We start from the raw sequence: 18,967 nt of genomic DNA on the forward strand, positions 1-18,967 counted from the left end.
AAAAAGGAAGGAAAGTATTAATATCGCGCATAAGAACGCCGGTTTGTTAGATGTGTTTGCTCGCACGAACATCATCAATCAAATCGGCGTTCTTGTTTCTGTGTTTCCCGGGATTCCGTGAAGAACCTTTTTTCATCCACAAACTTCGCTACGGCTTGGCCGCCACGCTTCGCACTTCAATCTGGTCGAGCGTCCCTTCCACCATCAATCTCACCCCGTCCGCCATTCTGCTCAGGGCCAGTGCCACCGAGCGGCGGGAGCCGTGGAGGTCGTCGGCGAGGTCACAGGCGATGACGCTGATGGACAGCAGGTCTTCGGAGGCGTTGGCCATGAGGGCTTCGGCGTCGGTGCCGGGGGAGAGTTTGAAGAGGCCGTTCTCACGTTTGGGATGTGGTTCGACGGCTGGTTTGAAATGGTGGTCGAGGGCGCGCTCGGCGGCTTCGTGGAATTTCTTCGAATTGGGGGATTCGTAGGGCGAGGTTGCTTCCGCGCTGAATGTTTCATCGGTCATCGGTGTAAATCCTGAGCAGTTAATTGATTTCCCCGAGTTCGGACTTGCACATCCGGCCACCGATTTTGCGGCGACACACAAAGCCTATCTATAGCCAGCCAACTCGCCTAGTTCATGGGCAGCACCGCACTTTGCAGGAAATTTCCCATAGATTCGCGGGGCGGAAGATCAAAAGATCGCAGGCTTCGCCAGCTCCTACAGGGATGTGTTTCAACAGGTGTAGGAAAGGTGAGTGGTGAGACGCAGAGCGTCTCGGGATGCATTCCCACGCGGAGCGTGGGGACGATCAGTCGGCGAGCGCTGAATCGTGACTTGGCGGTCATCGTGCGGGAAATAGTCTGCATCCTCTTCCAACAGCGTCAGATACTGGCGTTATCGTCCGAATCCCTTACACTGCCCCGGCCGTTCATTTTCCTTTTGAGGCTGTGCGCATGAAATTTCGTTTTCTTCTGTGGATGATGGGTTTGTTGATGGGTAAGGCCAGCCGGACAAATCCTGCGTTCCAGCAGCAGTTGGGTGACAAGGATCTGGTGTTTCAGCTGCAGACGCTGGATGGGAAAGTGGCGCGGCATTTCGTGGTCAAGGATCAGCGCATCACCAGCAAGTCTGGCGTGGTGGCGGAGCCGGCGTTTGCGATTGCGTTTAAAGATGCCGGTTATGGCTTTGCGACGATGCAGGCGAAGAACAAGCAGTTGGCGTTTATGCAGGGCATTCAGGACAAGTCGATCCAGCTTAAGGGCAACCCTGCGCTAGTGATGTGGTTTCAAGGGTTGATGAAGTATTTGAAACCAAGAAAGGCGAAGGCTAAAGCTTAAGAAGTCGTTGACTTGAACAAACCCATGCACGCGCACTGAATAACGGTGCGCTTGTCTTGTAAGGCCATTACTCAGGCTCGCAAAGACAGCCGAACTGTCATTTCTATCAGGTGTTTCGTGCACAGGCGCGATGCTCTACTCAAGTTCCAGTTCCGGCATTAAGGGACTTAACTGACTTGATGGAGCAAGCTCATGACGCAGACACACAGTATTTCGATCCCTAGGTCTCTCGATCCGACATTTGCTCAGGATGGCGTGCTGACCTTACCGATACCTGGTATCGCGGGCGACGAAGCGGCGGCGGTCCTGGCGCTCCCCGATGCAAAATTACTCGTTGCGATACCTTTAACGGGAGCGAATGCCCCGGTTGCCATTGCGAGGCTGAATGACGACGGTTCGCTGGACGAAACCTTCGGTCCGGCGCGCAGAGGTTTTGTTGAAATAGCGCTGGAAGGGGCTCGGATCAGCTATGTATCCGGTCTCGATGCGCTTGAGGATGATGGTTGGCTGATACACCTTCAATATTCCTCGACTACCTCCAATGACGTTGGCCTTGCACTGGTCCGCCTGAAAAATACCGGTGAACTGAACGAGGCGTTCGGCACCAACGGCATGCGGTTTATCTCCCATTACGGCAATCCCCATCCCGCTAGCGTGCCGCGTGAGGCAAGTCACCCGAACACCGGATCCTCACAGACTGCCCACCTCCCATCACGATCAACGGCCCGGCAGGTGGATGGCAAAATCGTCCTGCTCCATTTCGTGTTTTTTGATGATGCACCACTGCCGGCGGGTGTTGTGATTCGTCTGCTAGCGGATGGGTCACTCGATCAATCATTCAACGGTTCGGGCTATGTGGTTGTGGATGTCGCCACATCGAATAACGTCTACGGCATCACCATTCAAGCCGATGGCAAGGTGCTGGTCTGCGGTTCATACCAGGACGGATCGGGAGGTCGTGGAGTTTTTCTGGCGCGTCTGGACGCAAGTGGCGCGCCGGACAGTCAATTCAACAACGGTGTGGCCGTGTTGATGCCCGATGATGAAGGCGAGAGTTTTCTGCAATCGATTTCGGTACGTGAAGGCGATGGCAGGATTATCGTCGCGGGCCAAGCTCTGCGTAATGGTCTCGACGGTGGGTTGATCGCTGCATTCACGACCAGCGGCGCGGCCAACCTTGTGTTCAATGGTGGCAAGCCGCTGTTTTCGCCGTTACTAAAAGGGTTGGCATGGACGCACACCTCACAGGTGGGTGGTTCGATCGTTGTTGTCGGTCAGGGTGAATCAGCCATGGTGACGGCGCGCTTCCTTGCTGATGGAAAACCGGATACGGCTTTCAACGGTACGGGGCATGCGCTGTTTGAAGACAGCGCAGGGGAAGCCTTTGCGCGAGGTTTGGCCGTCATGGGGGACAGCCGGATCGTGGTGTGCATCGAACTCTCCGTCCATTCTGATCTTCCCAACGTCCCTGGGCGTTTCGTGCGCTATCTGGCGGGCACGCCATCCTTGAATAACGATCCGACCTTCGGCGACGGTGGCATCCTCAGATTTCCATTCCCGGAATTCTCGGGATATGACGTCAGGGCGCTGCTGGCGCTGCCGCAAAACAAATTGTTGGTTGCCGTTCGCCTTTCAACGCCCGGTGCGCCTACGCGGATCGTTCGTCTGCTTGAAGACGGTGTTCTCGACTCAGCTTTCGGTGGAGAAGGCTCCGGCTACGTCGAGATCAGGCTGAAAGAAAATTTTTACATGAGCCGGATCCTCGGGTTTACACCGCTGAGCGATGGCGGCTGGCTGGTTCGTGCTCAGTACACGGAAGAGGGCGCGAATAACTCGACGGGTCTGGTGCTGGTCAGACAGCGCGAGGACGGCCAACTGCAGACGTCTTTCGGGGAACAAGGTGTGCTCTATCTTCCCTACGCGAAGATGGGCGGCGGCGGATATACCGGGGTGGTGCAAGCGTCTGCCAGCGGTGCCGCAGGGGCTGGCGCAGCAGGGATGGTCGCTCAACAACTGGACGAAAAAATCGTCGTGGTCAGTAACGTTGAGGATGCTTCCGGCCGGACAAAAGGTATCGTTCTGAGGTTCGATCCGAATGGCTCACCCGATACGACCTTCAACGACACGGGCTTTGCGTTCTTAGAGCTTGCAGAGATTTCGCCTTCTGACATCGTTGCGCAAGCGGCCGCGACCCAGGCTGACGGCGCCGTGGTGATCTGCGGCAATTACTTTGCGGTGAGTGCGCATGGCGCCTTCGTTACTCGTTTCGACGCTACGGGTAAGGTTGACACAGGTTTTGGAATCAAAGGCGCGGTGGACGTGCCCCACGATCAATGGATAAGCCTGGACGTTGCGGCAATCGTCGACGACAAGATTGTTGTGGCCGGCGGTGCGGCGGTGGAGGGCGTCTCTCAGGGCTTGATTGCGGTGCTCAATCTCAGTGGCTCCTACAATCGGGTGTTCAATGATGGTCAACCACTGATTTCGTCACCTGTGTCCCAAGGCGTCAGATGGTTGCATTGCGTGCCGCGTACGGACGGTTCAGTCATCGTTTGCGGTAACAGTGGCACTGGCGCGCTTGATGAGAATCTCAGCGCGGTCACCGCACGCTTTCTGGCGGATGGTTCTCCAGACTCCTCTTTCTTTGGTTCGGGATTTACCGTTTTCAATGAAAGCGCGGGTTTCGAATACCCCCACGGCATGGCGGTAATGGACGATGGGCGCATCGTGGTGGGCGGAGTGTATTTCACCGACTCTGGGTACGATAAAGGCTGGGTGATCCGTTACCTGGACAAGTCGGCTTAAGCCGCAGGTTGGCCCATCGCGGGCAAGCGTCGCTCCAACTGGAGGTCGCTTGCCCGCTTTGCATTCAGGCCTGGCTGAACTGCGAAGCCAGTTCGCGCAATAACACCTCGGCCTCAAGCACTTTACTGACGACGTCGTTGGCCTTGTCGCGAGTCAGGCCGACGCGGTCGAGCAGGGCGTCCGGGATGTCTTCATCCGGGCCGGAGCCAATCCCGCGGCTGCGCAGCAAGCGCACGGCCAGGCAGACGAGGTTCGGGTATTCGGCGTAGGCGCCGTCGTAGCTTGGGTCGTGCTGGAAGCGCAGGGCGGTGGCCAGCTCATCCGGCATGTCCCAGTAGCGCATCAGCCACGAGCCGATCTGTTCACGGCTGATACCGAGCAGATGTTGCTCGATGTAGCTGTGGCACAGGTGCGGGTTGACCTCCAGGTGGCGGCAGATCAGCGAGAAGTGCGGCGGAAAGACGTGGGCCAGCAGCAGGTAACCGAAGTTATGCAGCAGACCGGCCAGATACGTCAGGCCGGCTTCCGGGCGCTGGGCGCGCGGCATGGCACGGGTCAGACCTTCGATGACGGCGGCGGTGTAGATCGACTGCTGCCAGTACGGCGTGGTTTGTTGGGGATGGTCTTTCGGCAGGCTCAGGGTCTTGCCGAGGGCCAGGCCCAGCGCGAGGTTGATCACCAGATCGAAGCCGAGTACGCGAACGATCGCGTCTTCCACCGAACGGATCTTGCCCGGCGAGGCGTAGTACGGCGATGCCGCCCAGCTCACCACTTGCGCGGCCAGCGCCGGGTCGGTTTCAACGACGCCAGTGATGTCGTCGATGGTGGCGTTGGGGTCGACGCGCAGTTTGATGATTTTTTGCGCGGTTTCGGCCAGCGGCGGAATCTCGATGGTCGCTTCCAGACGCTGCTGAATGCGCCGCGCGGTGAACGCTTGCACGGCCTGGGTGATTTCCTCGCGGTCATCGTCCGGGCGGTCGAGGTTCGGGCGGATGCTGCTCAGGGCTTCGCCGAAGTTGGCGGCGCTGGCCTTGGTCAGCATGGTCTTGAAGTCTTCGCTGGCGATTTCCAGCAGCAGGCCCGGCTCGCCGGAGTTGATCAGCAACTTCGGTTCGCGCAGCAGGCTTTCTTCGTAGAGGCACGGCGAGCTGGTCAGCGCTGGCAGGCCCGGCAGCAGGCTCAGGCTGTGTTTGCCGAGCATCTTTTCCAGGCGCTCGGTGGACACGGCAGTCAGACGCCGGCCAGTGAGTTCGGCGAGGCGGTTGAGGTCGAGCAATTGGCTCTGCGGAAACAGCACCATCAGCGCGCCGACGGCGTCGTCCAGCAACACGGCTTGTACCTTGCGCGATGCATTGAGGCCGTGGTGGTCGAGCACTTCTTCGTAGGCGATGCCCAGCTTGCCTAGCAGCAGCCGAATAACAGACGGCGCGTGCGGGGATTCGGGGGCGAGAGCGGCTTCGGTCATGGTCTGTATCCGTTTTTGAAACAATGGCAGGAGTATAACCAGCTTGGTCGGAACGATCTGTCAGAAACTGCGACGGTGCTCACACTTGGCCGTATTGCTGCCCGTGACGCAACCAGCGATCGAGTAATGGGCTGACGTGGGTTGGCCAGCGTTCCAGCAAGGCTTGCGCGGCGTCGCGGACGGCGGGCAGCAGGTCGGCGTCGCGCATCAGGTCGGCGACTTTGAATTGCAGCAGACCGGTCTGGCGGGTGCCGAGCATTTCCCCGGGGCCGCGCAGTTCGAGGTCTTTTTCGGCGATGACGAAACCGTCGTTGGTTTCGCGCATGATGCCCAGGCGCTGGCGACCGATCTGCGACAGCGGCGGATGGTAGAGGAGCACGCAATGGCTGGCGGCGCTGCCCCGGCCAACGCGGCCGCGCAACTGGTGCAGTTGCGCGAGACCGAGGCGCTCGGGGTTTTCGATGATCATCAGGCTGGCGTTGGGCACGTCGACGCCGACTTCGATCACCGTGGTGGCGACCAGCAGTTGCAGGTTGCCGGCCTTGAACTCGGCCATGACGGCGGCCTTCTCGACGGGTTTCATGCGCCCGTGAATCAGCCCGACTTTCAGTTCACCGAGGGCGAGAGTGAGGTCTTCGAAGGTGGTTTCGGCGGCCTGACAGGTCAGCTCTTCCGACTCTTCAATCAGCGTGCACACCCAATAGGCCTGACGGCCCTCGGCGCAGGCACCGCGCACGCGTTCGATGACTTCGACGCGACGGGTGTCGGTGACCAGCACGGTGTTGACCGGGGTGCGCCCGGGTGGCAGTTCGTCGAGGATCGAGGTGTCGAGGTCGGCGTAGGCGCTCATCGCCAGCGTCCGCGGAATCGGCGTGGCAGTCATGATCAGTTGATGCGGGCACATGCGCCCGCCGACGCCTTTCTGCCGCAGCGCCAGACGCTGCTGCACGCCGAAGCGGTGTTGTTCGTCGATGATCACCAGCGCGAGGTTCTTGAACTGCACTTCGTCCTGGAACAGCGCGTGGGTACCGACCACCATCGGCGTGCCGCTGGCGATCTGCTCCAGCGCGGCGACGCGGTTCTTGCCCTTGAGCTTGCCGGCCAGCCATGCGACTTCAATGCCCAGCGGCTCGAGCCAGCGCTTGAAGGTGATGAAGTGCTGTTCGGCGAGAATCTCGGTCGGCGCCATCAGCGCGACCTGATAACCGGCCTCCAGCGCTTGCAACGCGGCGAGGGCGGCGACCACGGTTTTGCCGGCGCCCACGTCGCCTTGAATCAGTCGTAGCATCGGTTCGTGCTGGCTGAGGTCGTAGGCGATTTCATTGCCGACGCGCTGTTGCGCACCGGTCGGGTTGAAGCCGAGGTTGGCCAGATATTTCGGCGGCAGCTTCGTCGCTTTCGGCATCGCTGGTGCGCGCAGTGAACGCATGCTTTCGCGCAGACGTTGCTGTGACAGTTGGTGCGTCAGCAGTTCTTCGAAAGCGAGGCGATGCTGCGCCCAGTGATGGCCGAGGGCGAGTTCGTCGACGTCGGCATCGGCGGGCGGGTTGTGCAGGTAGCGGATCGCATCGGCCAGTGGCGCCAGTTGGTAGTCGCGGGCCAGTTCGGTTGGCAGCCAGTCGGGCAAGGTGTCTGGCTTAAGCATTGTCAGCGTCTGCAGGCACAACTGGCGCAGACGCGCTTGGGTCAGGCCTTCGGTGAGCGGGTAGACCGGGGTCAGGGTTTCATCTACTGGCGGCGGTTCGTCACCGGTGATGGCGCGGTACTCCGGGTGGTAGATTTCCAGGCCGGACGCACCGGGCCGGGCTTCGCCGTAGCAGCGAACCCGCGTGCCGCGCTTGAGGCCTTCTTTCTGTGCGTTGCTGAAATGGTAGAAGCGCAGGCTGAGGCCGCCAGTGCCGTCCTGCAGGCGTACGACGAGGCTGCGCCGGCGACCCATGACCACGTCGGCGCCGCTGACGGTGCCTTCGACCACGGCGTCCTGCCCCGGCCGCAGCGCGCCGATCGGCACCACACGGGTGCGATCCTGATAACGCAGCGGCAGGTGAAACAGCACGTCCTGAAGGTTCTCAAGACCGACCTTGGCCAGTTTCTCGGCCATGGCTTCGCCGACACCCTTGAGTGCCGTCACCGACACTTGCGACAGCTCCGTCATGACGCTCGCTTAACCGGCTGTAACCGGTGCCGCTGGCTTGGCCACCGAACACAGGCGAATGGAGTCGGCGAGGATCTCGATGGCTTTTGGCCGTGGGAAGCTCGCGCGCCAGGCAATGGCCACGGTGCGGAACGGCACCGGCGGCGACAGTGGGCGCACTTCGATCACGCCGGGGGCGTAGTGATGGCTGTCGACCGCCGACAGCGGCAGGATCGAGATGCCCAGACCGGACGCGACCATGTGGCGGATGGTTTCCAGCGAGCTGGATTCAACCGTGGTGTGCTTGGCGCCATCGTTGCCCTTGGTCAGGGTCGGGCAGGCTTCCAGCACTTGGTCGCGGAAGCAGTGGCCTTCGCCGAGCAGCAGCAGGCTCTTGTCGTTGAGCAGGCCGGCGTCGATGGTTTCTTTTTGCGTCCACGGGTGCTGGGCCGGCATCAAGACGTAGAACGGCTCGTCGTAGAGCGGCAGGGTCAGCACGTCGGCTTCGTTGAACGGCAGGGCGATGATGATCGCGTCGAGCTCGCCGTTGCGCAGTTTGTCGCGCAGCACGTGGGTGAAGTTTTCTTCGATGTACAACGGCATCTGCGGGGCGACCCGGTGCAGTTGCGGAATCAGGTGTGGGAACAGGTACGGGCCGACGGTGTAGATCGCGCCGACTTTCAGCGGCGCGGTCAGCTGGTTCTTGCCGGCCTGGGCCAGTTCGCGGATGCCTTGCGCTTGCTCGAGGACTTTCTGCGCCTGGGCGACGATGCCTTCGCCGACCGGGGTCAGGCGCACGGCGCTTTTGCTGCGCTCGAAAATCAGCACACCGAGTTCGTCTTCAAGCTTTTTCACGCCCACCGACAAGGTCGGCTGGCTGACGTGGCAACGTTCGGCGGCGTGGCCGAAATGCTGCTCTTGGGCGAGGGTAACGATGTAGCGTAATTCTGTGAGGGTCATAGCAAGCGTCCATGAAGATGCGGGCCAAGCATACCGGCTGCAATCGATAGACGCACGTTATCAGACTGAGTGTGGAATGCGACTATGGCAAAAAGCAAAAGATCGCAGCCTTCGGCAGCTCCTACATTGGAATGCGATCCTTTGTAGGAGCTGCCGGAGGCTGCGATCTTTTGATCTTGCTACTTAGCGGCGGCGTTCGAGGGAGTAAACAAACGGCGCCACAATTTCAATCGAGCCATTGGTCAACATGTCGGCCGGTGGCTTGGGCAGCGGTTGTGCGCGGCGGATCATTTCCAGGGTGGCCCGGTCCAGATCGGCGTTGCCCGAGCGGCCCACCAGTTCGAACGACAGCACATTACCTTCGGCATCCACTACGAAGCGCAGGCGGTTCAAGCCTTCCTTGCCCCGTGCCTGTGCACTTTGCGGGTACTTTTTGTACTTGGCCAAATGCGCGAGCAGGGTGCCTTGCCAGCTGGCCTTGGCTGCCAACTGTGCCGGCGACGGGCCGGGCGCCGGTGCAGCGGATTTCTCCGTCGGTGCCGGGGTCGGTGGTGTATCGGCCGGTTTCTCCTCGGAAGGTTTTTCCTTCGGCGGATCTGGCAGCTTCTTCTCGACCGGCTTCGGCGGTTTAGGCTTGGGCTTTGGCTTGGGTTTTTGCACCGCGATTTCAGCTTTCGGTGCTTCGGCCAGTTTCGGAATCGGCAACTCTTCAACCGGAGCCGGTGGCTGCGGCGGTGTGACGACTTTCGGCGGAGCAGGCGGTGGCGGGGCCGGAACCGGGGCCAGCTCGACCATCATTGCCTGTGGGGGCAATTCGATGGGCGGGCGGGCGGTCCAGTTCAGCGCCAGCGCGATGGCCAGCGCGTGAACGCCCAGCACCACGGCCAGGCTACCGCTGTAACGCGTCAGCTTATGGCGCGTCGTGATCATTTCTTGGCTGCCGTCTCAAGTCCGACCAGACCGACCTTCAGGTAACCGGCGGAGCGCAGCTTGTCCATCACGCTCATGAGGTCGCCGTAATCCACGCCTTTGTCGGCCTGGAAGAAGATGGTGGTGTCTTTCTTGCCCTGAGTCTTGGCGTCGAGCACGGCGCCAAGGGTTTCGGCTTTCACTTCATCGTCGCCGATGTACAGGCGCTGGTCAGCCTTGACGCTGAGGAACACCGGTTTCTCTGGCCGCGGCGCCGGTTTGGCGGTCGAGGCAGGCAGGTCGACTTTGATGTCCACGGTGGCCAATGGAGCGGCCACCATGAAGATGATCAACAGCACCAGCATCACGTCGATGAACGGCGTGACGTTGATTTCGTGGTTCTCGGCCAGATCGTCGTCTGCGCCTTCTTTCAAATGCAGGCCCATGGCCGATTACCCCACTTTCACCATGTGCGGTTGCGAGCTGCGCTCAGGCTGGTGATCGAGGTCGCGGCTGACCAGCAGCAGAACTTCTGCCGACGCGTCGGAAACCTGCGCCTTGTAACCGGCGATGGAACGGGCGAAGACGTTGTAGATCACTACCGCAGGAATCGCCGCAACCAGGCCCAATGCAGTGGCCAGCAGTGCTTCAGCAATACCGGGCGCTACGACAGCAAGGTTGGTGGTCTGGGTTTTGGCGATGCCGATAAAGGAGTTCATGATGCCCCACACGGTACCGAACAGGCCGACGAACGGCGCGGTGGAACCGATGGTGGCGAGGACGCCAGTGCCGCTGCTCATGTTGCGACCGCAGGCAGCTACCAGACGCTCGAGGCGGAAGCTGACGCGTTCCTTGATGCCTTCCTTCTCGCGGCTGTTGACCGACAGGCGCATCTCTTCGAGGGCGTCGTGCACCAGCAGGTTGGCGAGGGTGCCTTCCTTGCCGGCAGTGGTACTGGCTTCTTTAAGGGTGGTGGCTTTCTTCAGGGCGGCGATCTCGCCACGCAGGCGACGCTTGGCGCCCATCAGCTCGAAGCCTTTGGCGATCCAGATGGTCCAGGTGATGATGGAAGCGATGGCCAGACCGATCATCACGATTTTCACGATGATGTCGGCGTTCTGGTACATGCCCCACGGCGACAGGTCGTGGGCCATGCCCAGGCTGTTGTCGGCTTCGAGAACTTCAGGTACGTCGGCAGCGTCTACCGCTTGCACTGGATCAGTGGCAGCGGGAGCAGCGGCAGGCGCGTTGGCGGCCGCTGCGTGCTGTTCGGTCGCGGCCGGGGTAGCTGGCGCTTGTGCGTCGGCGAACGCGGCGGTCGGTGCCAGCATCATGCTGAGCAGCAGAGCCGCCAGCGCGCTCCAGGCGCGAGGTCGATTGGTTGGCGAAGCGGGGATTTGATTGCGTGTCATGCTGGCCGGACCTGAGATAGAAAAACGTTGATGCTCTTCCAGGCCTCGTGAGGCCGAGAACAAAAGTGAGGTGCATTATTGCAAGTAATTCTTGTTAACAAAAGTAATAGAGTATCTTTTTTTCCTTCATTGCTAGCCGCCCGTCCTTTGCCAGCGCTAGTCTGTGTCTTTCCGATAGGAGTTTTTTGATGTCCGCGCCTTCTGTTTTGATTGCCGGTTGTGGTGATGTCGGCAGTCGTCTGGCCAGGCAATTGCTGGCGGCTGGTTGGGAAGTTCATGGCTTGCGCCGGGATGTTTCGAAGCTGCCCGACGGGGTGATTGGCGTTGCCGGCGACTTGTTCAATGAGGACTGCCCGGCGACCTGGCCGGTGGGTGCCGTGGACTATCTGGTGTATTGCACTGCAGCGACTGATCACGATGAGGCCGGTTATCGCGCGGCTTATGTGCAGGGTTTGCAGAATGTCCTGAGCTGGCTCGACGACTATGGGCAGGTGCCTGAGCGGCTGATCTTCGTCTCCAGCAGCAGTGTGTATGGGCAGCAGGAGGGTGAGTGGGTCGATGAGAACTCAGAGACCATCGCTGCCGGTTATTCCGGGCGATTGATGCTGGAGGCTGAGCAGGTCGCGCTCAATAGCGGTATTCCGGCAAGCATTCTGCGTTTGACCGGGATCTATGGACCGGGCCGCGAGTGGCTGCTGACTCAAGTGCGTCGCGGCTATCGCGTGGCGGTCGAGCCGCCGCTGTATGGCAACCGGATTCATGCTGACGACGCGGCAGGGTTGCTGGCGTTCCTGTTGGAGAGAGATCGGCAGGGCGTGAAGCTGGAGGATTTCTACATCGGCGTCGACGACGCGCCGGCACCCTTGGCCGAGGTAGTGGGCTGGTTGCGTGAGTATCTGGGCGTTACCGAATGGTCGGAAGACGCCAGCGTGCGGCGCACGGGCAGCAAGCGTTGCAGCAATGCCCGGGCTAAAGCGTTGGGCTGGACGCCAATTTACCCGAGCTACCGCGAAGGCTATGCCGCGATCCTAGAAGGTAAATGCTGACTTCCTGACACCCCAAAACAACTGTAGGAGTGAGCCTGCTCGCGATGAGGTCATAACATTCAACACTTGTGCTGACTGTTACACCGCTATCGCGAGCAGGCTCACTCCTACAGGGGATATCTGCGAATTCAGAAGCAGGTTACTGCTTCTCCAGCAACCACTTGCGCTCGCCCGGCGTGTACTGCGGCATTTCATCTGCCAGCGCGGTGTTCACCGCCTGGAAAATCTCTAGCTCCTTGCCCTTGCGCGCAAAGATGTAGGCATTGCCCTGACCGTTGAGCTGCAACCACATGTTGTCGTTGGTGCTGCTCATCGAAGCGCAATCACCTGCCAGGCACAAGGCATAACGGTCGGCTCCTGGCAGCCCGGAGACCTGGCCGTCAGCCTGAAACTGCACGGTGCCGCCTTCGCCCTGACCGCTGGCGATTGTCCAGTTGCCGCCCATGTAGGCGGAATACAGTGCACGTTCGAAACTGGCACCGATCGGTGCGCCTTCCGGCACCGGAATCTGTGCACGGTCGAAAACCTGCTCCGGTTCGTTATCGCTGGCGGCTTGCTGCAGTTGCCCGCCGTCGCGTTTCAGCTCACTGGCGGAGCTGCCATAGAAGTCGACTTTCCAGGCGCCGGACTGTTCACCCAGCAGCCGTCCTTCGACGTTCTCAAAACCGTTGGTGTAGCGGGCCTGACTGGCCTTGGTGTTGACGTCCCATTCCAGGTTCGGGCCGTAGGCCTGAAGCGCTTCGCGCAGGGGGCCGCCCTTGGCTGCGGCATCGATCGCCACCTGATTGATCCAGGTGCCACTGATGTCACGGTCGGCAGGGTTGCTGGCGCAGCCGCCGAGGAAAATGGCGAGCAGCGGGAGAGCTAGCGCTTTGCGCATGGTGGAATCCTTTCAAAACCTTTTCTTGCAGAGCAGTCGGCGCGGCTTTGGAGGCCGCGCCGTGCGCATCACTCGATGACCAGAATGGCATCCATTTCAACCTGCGAACCCTTTGGCAGGGCAGCCACGCCGATGGCGGCGCGGGCCGGGTATGGCTGGTCGAAGTACTTGCCCATGATCTCGTTGACCTTGGCGAAGTGGCTCAGGTCGGTGAGGAAGATATTCAGTTTGACGATGTCCTTGAACGAGCCGCCAGCGGCTTCAGCCACGGCTTTGAGGTTCTCGAACACCTGGACGGTCTGGGCTTCGAAGCCTTCAACCAGTTCCATGGTTTTTGGGTCCAGAGGAATCTGGCCCGACATGTAAACGGTGTTGCCGGCCTTGATCGCCTGGGAGTAAGTACCGATGGCGGCCGGGGCCTTGTCGCTGGTGATTACGGTTTTGGTCATATATGACTCCTTGTAATAGGCAGGTTATGCACGCATGCGGGTGATGCGGATCACCCCGGTCAAGGCGCGCAGTTTCTTGATCACGCGGGCCAGGTGCACACGGTCGTGAACGCTGACCACCAACTGGACCACGCTGATGCGCCCATCGCGTTCGTCCATGCTGATTTTCTCGATATTGCCGTCGGCTGCGTTGACGCTGCTGGCCAGCAGGGCAATCAGGCCGCGCTGGTGTTCCAGCTCGACGCGCAGTTCGACGTTGAATTCGCCGGTGACATCCTTGGCCCACGAGAGCTGGATGCATTTTTCCGGGTTGTGCCTGATTTCACTGATGTTGCGGCAGTTGTCCAGGTGCACGACCATGCCTTTGCCCGCCGACAGGTGCCCGACGATCGGGTCGCCTGGGATCGGCGTGCAGCACTTGGCGTAGCTCAGCACCAAGCCTTCGGTGCCACGAATCGCCAGCGGGCCTTCCGGGCTTGGCAACTGTTCGCCTTCGCCGAGCAGGCGGCGGGCGACCACATAGGCCATGCGGTTGCCGAGGCCGATGTCTTCGAGCAGGTCCTCGATCAGTTCGAGGCGGTACTCGGTGAGCATCGCCTTGACGCGTTCGGCCGGGATCTTCTCCAGCGAACTGTCGAAACCGTTGAGCACCTTGTTCAGCAGGCGTTCGCCGAGGCTGATGGACTCGGAGCGACGTTGCAGTTTCAGCGCATGGCGGATGTGCGTGCGTGCCTTGCCGGTGACGACGAAATTGAGCCACGCCGGGTTTGGCCGTGCGCCCGGGGCGCTGACGATCTCGACTGTGGAGCCGCTTTGCAGTGGTTCGGACAGCGGTGCGAGACGGCGGTTGATCCGGCAGGCTATGCAGCTGTTGCCGACATCGGTGTGCACCGCGTAGGCAAAGTCGACCGCCGTGGAGCCTTTCGGCAGCTCCATGATCCGGCCTTTTGGCGTGAACACGTAGACCTCGTCCGGGAACAGGTCGATCTTCACGCTCTCGATGAATTCCAGCGAGTTGCCGGCACGTTGCTGCATCTCCAGCACGCCTTTGACCCACTGACGGGCGCGGGCGTGAGTGCCTTTTGGCTGCTCGTCACCGCTGGATTTGTACAGCCAATGGGCGGCGATGCCGTTGTTGGCCATCTCTTCCATTTCGCGGGTGCGGATCTGGATTTCGATCGGCACGCCATGCATGCCGAACAGCGTGGTGTGCAGCGACTGATATCCGTTGGCCTTGGGAATCGCGATGTAATCCTTGAAGCGCCCTGGCAACGGTTTGTACAAATTATGCACAGCACCCAGCACGCGGTAACAGGTATCGACCTTGTCGACGATGATCCGGAATGCATAGACGTCCATGATCTCGTTGAAGGCCCGACGCTTGCCGCGCATTTTCTTGTAGATGCCGTAGAGGTGTTTCTGACGACCGCTGACTTCGCCCTGGATGCCGTCGATGGCAAGGCAGTGACCGAGGGATTCTTCGATCTTGTTGACGATTTCCTTGCGGTTGCCCCGGGCGCGTTTGACCGCTTGGTAGATCCGCGCGGAACGCATCGGGTGCATGGCCTTGAAGCCAAGGTCTTCAAATTCGATACGAATGGCATGCATGCCCAGCCGGTTGGCGATGGGCGCGTAGATTTCCAGGGTTTCCTTGGCGATGCGTCGGCGCTTTTCGCCGGACAGCACTTCCAGCGTGCGCATGTTGTGCAGGCGGTCGGCGAGTTTGACCAGGATCACGCGAATGTCGCGTGCCATGGCCATGGCCATTTTCTGGAAGTTTTCGGCTTGGGCTTCGGCCTTGGTCTCGAAATTCATCTGGGTCAGTTTGCTGACCCCGTCGACCAGTTCGGCCACGGTTTCACCGAACTGCGCTTGCAGCGCTTCTTTGGCGATACCGGTGTCTTCGATCACGTCATGCAGCATCGCCGCCATCAGGCTCTGATGGTCCATGTGCATGTCGGCAAGAATATTGGCCACGGCAAGGGGATGCGTGACGTACGCCTCGCCGCTGCGACGGCGTTGACCGTCATGGGCTTGTTCGGCGTAGAAATACGCTCGGCGGACCAGGTTGACCTGGTCGTTGCCGAGGTAGGTCGATAAGCGATCGGCGAGGGCGTCTATGCTCGGCATGATAATTCCTGCCGTAAGCTGTGATCCCGCGCCGTGCTACGTCGACCAGGCATAGGCTTAGACGGCCTCGTTGGACTCGTCCTCGAACGCTGCAAACAGCGGCTCATCCTGGACGATTTCCTGCTCGGCGATGAACTCGTAGCTCATCAGGCCTTCAGCGATTTCACGCAGTGCGACAACAGTCGGCTTGTCGTTTTCCCACTGGACCAATGGCTCTTTGCCGCCGGTGGCCAGTTGACGGGCACGCTTGGTAGAGAGCATGACCAGCTCAAAGCGGTTTTCCACGTGTTCTAGGCAGTCTTCAACGGTTACGCGGGCCATGGTATTCCTCGGAGCGAATGCAATATGCGCGCTGCCCGGTTGGGCGAGCGGACTCAACAGTTTAAAAAATCACCAGCGATTAGGGAAGCGCTGATTTTTTGACCAAGCCCTTCAACGCGCTGCAAGCACCAATGTAAAGCGCTTGCAGCTGTTTTGGGAAGTGCTGATTATCCGAGCAATTCGGCCAGCAATTTGCCGAAACGTACTTGCTGGCGTTTCTGCTGGAGTTGATTGGCGCGGAAAATCGCCTTCAGATCGTCCAGTGCGTGAGCAAAATCGTCGTTGATGATCAGGTAGTCGTATTCGACATAGTGACTCATCTCGCTGACCGCTTCGCGCATCCGCCCGTCAATGATCTCGTCGCTGTCCTGGCCGCGATTGGTCAGGCGTTGGTGCAGGGCCTGAAGCGACGGCGGCAGGATAAAGATCGAGCGTGCTTGCGGCATCAGCTTGCGCACTTGCTCGGCGCCTTGCCAGTCGATTTCCAGAATCAGGTCGTGACCTTCGTCCAGCGTCTGCTGCAGGCGGCTTTGCGAGGTGCCGTAGAAGTTGCCGAAGACTTCGGCGCGTTCGAGGAAGTCGCCATGCTCGCCCATCTTCACGAACTCTTCGCGGGTCACGAAGTGATAGTTTACGCCGTCCACTTCACCCGGACGCATAGCGCGGGTGGTGTGGGAAACCGAAACGCGAATTTCCGGTATGGCATCGGTCAACGCCTTGACCAGACTGCTCTTGCCCGCGCCCGATGGCGCGGAAATGATGTACAGGGTGCCGGTGCTGTGGGTCATGTCGGGGTAGCCTTACTCAATATTCTGCACTTGTTCGCGCATCTGCTCGATCAACACCTTGAGGTTGACGGCGGCTTGGGTGCTGCGCGGGTCGAAGGCCTTGGAGCCCAGTGTGTTGGCTTCGCGGTTGAGTTCCTGCATCAGGAAGTCCAGGCGCCGACCAGCGGCACCGCCGGACTTGAGCACCCGGCGAACTTCGATGATGTGGGTGCTCAGGCGATCCAGTTCTTCGGCCACGTCGCTCTTTTGCGCGAGGATGACCATTTCCTGTTCCAGGCGCTGCGGATCCAGCTCGGCCTTCATGTCAGCGAAGCGATCGAGGACTTTCTGACGCTGGGTCGCGAGCATCTGCGGCACCAGTTCGCGCAGGGTCACGACGTCCTCTTCGATGGAGGTCAGACGCTCGTTGATCAGGCGTGCCAGCTCCGCGCCTTCGCGCTCGCGGCCGGCCTTCAGCTCTTTCAGGCCTTGATTGAAAAGCGCCAGTGCGTCGGCATTCAGCGCCTGCGGGTCGCTCGCATCGCCCACCAGTACGCCGGGCCAGGCCAGCACTTCCAGCGGGTTGAGTGCGGCAGGGTTTTTGATCAGCCCGGCAACGGTCTCGGCTGCAGCAACCAGCTGCGCGGCGCGCTCGCGATCGACTTGCAGGGTTTTGCCGGTGCTTTCTTCGGTGAAACGCAGGGTGCATTCGAGTTTGCCCCGCGACAGGCCCTGACGCAGCGCTTCACGCACCGCGCCTTCGAGGTCGCGAAACGACTCCGGCAGGCGCAGGTGGGGTTCCAGATAGCGGCTGTTCACCGAGCGCAGTTCCCAGCTCAGGGTGCCCTGTGCGCCGGCTTTTTCGACGCGGGCGAAGGCGGTCATGCTGTGCACCATGGCGGTGACCTCGCAAATGCAGATCGGCGCGAAACCTGTGTTCCGCAGGCGCGATATGTATGAATTTAAGCCGACTGGCAGCAAAGGCGCAGGATTGTAGCGCAGTGCGGCGAATGCGCCCAAACACACGGTGTGACAAAGGGCTGCATCCCGTCGGTAACGGGTGTTTCAGGGCCTTCGATCGTCGGGCTGGATTTTTAACGAGTGCCCACGCGCGGTGCAGCGCTCTATAATGCTCGGCAGTTTTCCGTCCCCAGTACAGGTATTCCCTATGAAACGTCCAAGTGGTCGCGCTGCCGATCAGCTCCGCTCGATCCGCATTACCCGCAACTACACCAAACACGCCGAGGGATCCGTACTGGTCGAATTCGGTGATACCAAAGTCATCTGCACCGTCAGCGTCGAAAACGGTGTGCCGCGCTTCCTCAAAGGCCAGGGCCAGGGTTGGTTGACCGCCGAATACGGCATGCTGCCGCGCGCCACTGGCGAGCGTAACCAGCGTGAAGCGAGCCGTGGCAAGCAGGGCGGCCGCACCCTGGAAATCCAGCGCCTGATCGGCCGTTCCCTGCGCGCTGCGCTGGACATGTCCAAGCTGGGCGATGTGACCCTGTACGTCGACTGCGACGTGATCCAGGCCGACGGTGGTACTCGCACGGCTTCGATCACCGGCGCCATGGTTGCACTGGTTGATGCGCTGAAAGTAATCAAGAAGCGTGGCGGCCTGAAGGGTGGCGATCCGCTCAAGCAGATGATCGGTGCCGTGTCGGTCGGCATGTATCAGGGTGAGGCTGTGCTGGATCTGGACTATCTTGAAGATTCCGCCGCCGAGACTGACCTCAACGTGGTGATGACCAGCACCGGTGGTTTCATCGAGGTGCAGGGTACGGCTGAAGGCGCGCCGTTCCAGCCTGAAGACTTGAACGCCATGCTGGAACTGGCCAAGCAAGGCATGAACGAAATCTTCGAACTGCAAAAGGCAGCACTGGCCGACTGAGCAGGTTCATAACCGCAAGGAGGACGCGATGAGTGACGAACAAGAGTTGCTGCCCAAACCGAGCCAGGAGGTTCGCCAGTGGGCGATGTTTTGTCATTTGTCGGCCTTGCTGGGGATCTGGATTCCGTTCGGCAATCTGATCGGGCCGTTGATCCTCTGGCAGATGAAGCGCGAAACGGACCCGTTCATCGACGCTCAAGGCAAGGAGGCGCTGAATTTTCAGATCACCGTCGCCATCGCCTCGTTGATCTGTTTCCTGCTGATGGTGCTGATCATCGGGTTCTTCCTGTTGGGGATACTGGCTATCGGTGCGCTCGTTTTGACCATCATCGCCGGTGTGAAGGCCAATGAAGGTTTTCCTTACCGATATCCGTTTACCTGGCGACTGATCAAATAAGGCGCTCGAAAAGTTTTAAAACAAATGCCCTGACCTGTCAGGGCATTTTATTAATGCAACAAAATTAATCGCTAT

Annotated in this window: 18 protein-coding genes; 5 read left to right on the plus strand and 13 right to left on the minus strand. The window is 60.1% G+C overall.

Features of this window, described 5'->3' with window-relative positions; translation table 11 throughout:
- Positions 1 to 148 precede the first annotated feature (148 nt).
- Positions 149 to 511, minus strand: a complete 363-nt coding sequence (locus tag CKW26_RS15945) for a DUF6124 family protein (protein ID WP_095049317.1) — start codon at positions 509 to 511, stop codon at positions 149 to 151.
- A 431-nt stretch (positions 512 to 942) separates the two neighbouring features.
- On the opposite strand from CKW26_RS15945, the gene CKW26_RS15950 reads away from it, so the two are divergent.
- Positions 943 to 1,326 carry a hypothetical protein gene (locus CKW26_RS15950; RefSeq protein WP_007920327.1) on the plus strand — a complete coding sequence of 128 codons (384 nt, stop codon included), beginning with the start codon at positions 943 to 945 and terminating at the stop codon, positions 1,324 to 1,326.
- A 192-nt stretch (positions 1,327 to 1,518) separates the two neighbouring features.
- The gene (locus CKW26_RS15955) at positions 1,519 to 4,131 is read left to right on the plus strand and encodes a hypothetical protein (RefSeq protein ID WP_095049318.1); all 2,613 of its coding nucleotides are present in this window, start codon (positions 1,519 to 1,521) and stop codon (positions 4,129 to 4,131) included.
- Between the two features lie 64 nt (positions 4,132 to 4,195).
- Here CKW26_RS15955 and CKW26_RS15960 read toward each other — a convergent pair whose 3' ends face one another.
- The 6 genes from CKW26_RS15960 to exbB all read right to left on the minus strand — a co-directional run bounded on the left by CKW26_RS15960 (position 4,196) and on the right by exbB (position 11,011).
- Positions 4,196 to 5,596, minus strand: coding sequence for an aminoacyl-tRNA deacylase and HDOD domain-containing protein (locus tag CKW26_RS15960; RefSeq protein WP_095049319.1), 1,401 nt, complete (start codon positions 5,594 to 5,596; stop codon positions 4,196 to 4,198).
- 79 nt (positions 5,597 to 5,675) lie between these two features.
- Positions 5,676 to 7,751, minus strand: a complete 2,076-nt coding sequence (gene recG, locus CKW26_RS15965) for an ATP-dependent DNA helicase RecG (RefSeq protein WP_095049320.1) — start codon at positions 7,749 to 7,751, stop codon at positions 5,676 to 5,678.
- Between the two features lie 9 nt (positions 7,752 to 7,760).
- Positions 7,761 to 8,690, minus strand: a complete 930-nt coding sequence (locus tag CKW26_RS15970) for a hydrogen peroxide-inducible genes activator (protein WP_007920331.1) — start codon at positions 8,688 to 8,690, stop codon at positions 7,761 to 7,763.
- Positions 8,691 to 8,873: 183 nt separating this feature from the next.
- Positions 8,874 to 9,620: an energy transducer TonB gene (locus CKW26_RS15975; protein ID WP_093429658.1), complete on the minus strand. Its 747-nt coding sequence runs from the start codon at positions 9,618 to 9,620 to the stop codon at positions 8,874 to 8,876.
- The gene (gene exbD, locus CKW26_RS15980) at positions 9,617 to 10,045 is read right to left on the minus strand and encodes a TonB system transport protein ExbD (protein WP_007920333.1); all 429 of its coding nucleotides are present in this window, start codon (positions 10,043 to 10,045) and stop codon (positions 9,617 to 9,619) included. Before exbD ends, CKW26_RS15975 begins: the two co-directional genes overlap by 4 nt.
- Positions 10,046 to 10,051: 6 nt before the next feature.
- On the minus strand, positions 10,052 to 11,011 hold the full coding sequence (gene exbB, locus CKW26_RS15985; protein ID WP_095049321.1) for a tonB-system energizer ExbB: 960 nt from the start codon (positions 11,009 to 11,011) through the stop codon (positions 10,052 to 10,054).
- 188 nt (positions 11,012 to 11,199) lie between these two features.
- Between exbB and CKW26_RS15990 the strand changes: the two genes are divergently transcribed.
- Positions 11,200 to 12,057 carry an SDR family oxidoreductase gene (locus tag CKW26_RS15990; protein ID WP_095049322.1) on the plus strand — a complete coding sequence of 286 codons (858 nt, stop codon included), beginning with the start codon at positions 11,200 to 11,202 and terminating at the stop codon, positions 12,055 to 12,057.
- 139 nt (positions 12,058 to 12,196) lie between these two features.
- Here the strand turns inward: CKW26_RS15990 and CKW26_RS15995 are convergent, their stop codons facing one another.
- The 6 genes from CKW26_RS15995 to CKW26_RS16020 all read right to left on the minus strand — a co-directional run bounded on the left by CKW26_RS15995 (position 12,197) and on the right by CKW26_RS16020 (position 17,501).
- A complete protein-coding gene (locus CKW26_RS15995) occupies positions 12,197 to 12,937 on the minus strand; it encodes a hypothetical protein (RefSeq protein ID WP_095049323.1) in 741 nt (246 codons plus the stop codon).
- A gap of 68 nt (positions 12,938 to 13,005) precedes the next feature.
- Positions 13,006 to 13,386, minus strand: coding sequence for a RidA family protein (locus tag CKW26_RS16000; RefSeq protein ID WP_003229509.1), 381 nt, complete (start codon positions 13,384 to 13,386; stop codon positions 13,006 to 13,008).
- A 24-nt stretch (positions 13,387 to 13,410) separates the two neighbouring features.
- Complete coding sequence (spoT, locus tag CKW26_RS16005; protein WP_007920338.1) at positions 13,411 to 15,516, minus strand: bifunctional GTP diphosphokinase/guanosine-3',5'-bis pyrophosphate 3'-pyrophosphohydrolase; 2,106 nt, start codon at positions 15,514 to 15,516, stop codon at positions 13,411 to 13,413.
- Between the two features lie 57 nt (positions 15,517 to 15,573).
- Positions 15,574 to 15,837: a DNA-directed RNA polymerase subunit omega gene (gene rpoZ, locus CKW26_RS16010; protein ID WP_008030604.1), complete on the minus strand. Its 264-nt coding sequence runs from the start codon at positions 15,835 to 15,837 to the stop codon at positions 15,574 to 15,576.
- 167 nt (positions 15,838 to 16,004) lie between these two features.
- Positions 16,005 to 16,625 carry a guanylate kinase gene (gene gmk / locus CKW26_RS16015; protein ID WP_008078609.1) on the minus strand — a complete coding sequence of 207 codons (621 nt, stop codon included), beginning with the start codon at positions 16,623 to 16,625 and terminating at the stop codon, positions 16,005 to 16,007.
- Between the two features lie 12 nt (positions 16,626 to 16,637).
- Positions 16,638 to 17,501, minus strand: coding sequence for a YicC/YloC family endoribonuclease (locus CKW26_RS16020; RefSeq protein ID WP_093429970.1), 864 nt, complete (start codon positions 17,499 to 17,501; stop codon positions 16,638 to 16,640).
- Between the two features lie 271 nt (positions 17,502 to 17,772).
- On the opposite strand from CKW26_RS16020, the gene rph reads away from it, so the two are divergent.
- On the plus strand, positions 17,773 to 18,495 hold the full coding sequence (gene rph / locus CKW26_RS16025; RefSeq protein WP_016985814.1) for a ribonuclease PH: 723 nt from the start codon (positions 17,773 to 17,775) through the stop codon (positions 18,493 to 18,495).
- 28 nt (positions 18,496 to 18,523) lie between these two features.
- Entirely contained in the window at positions 18,524 to 18,892 is a 369-nt protein-coding gene (locus tag CKW26_RS16030; protein WP_007920344.1) for a DUF4870 domain-containing protein, read from the plus strand.
- Positions 18,893 to 18,967 lie beyond the last annotated feature (75 nt).

It is taken from the genome of Pseudomonas sp. Irchel s3h9, assembly GCF_900187475.1.
GTDB classification, from domain to species: domain Bacteria; phylum Pseudomonadota; class Gammaproteobacteria; order Pseudomonadales; family Pseudomonadaceae; genus Aquipseudomonas; species Aquipseudomonas neuropathica.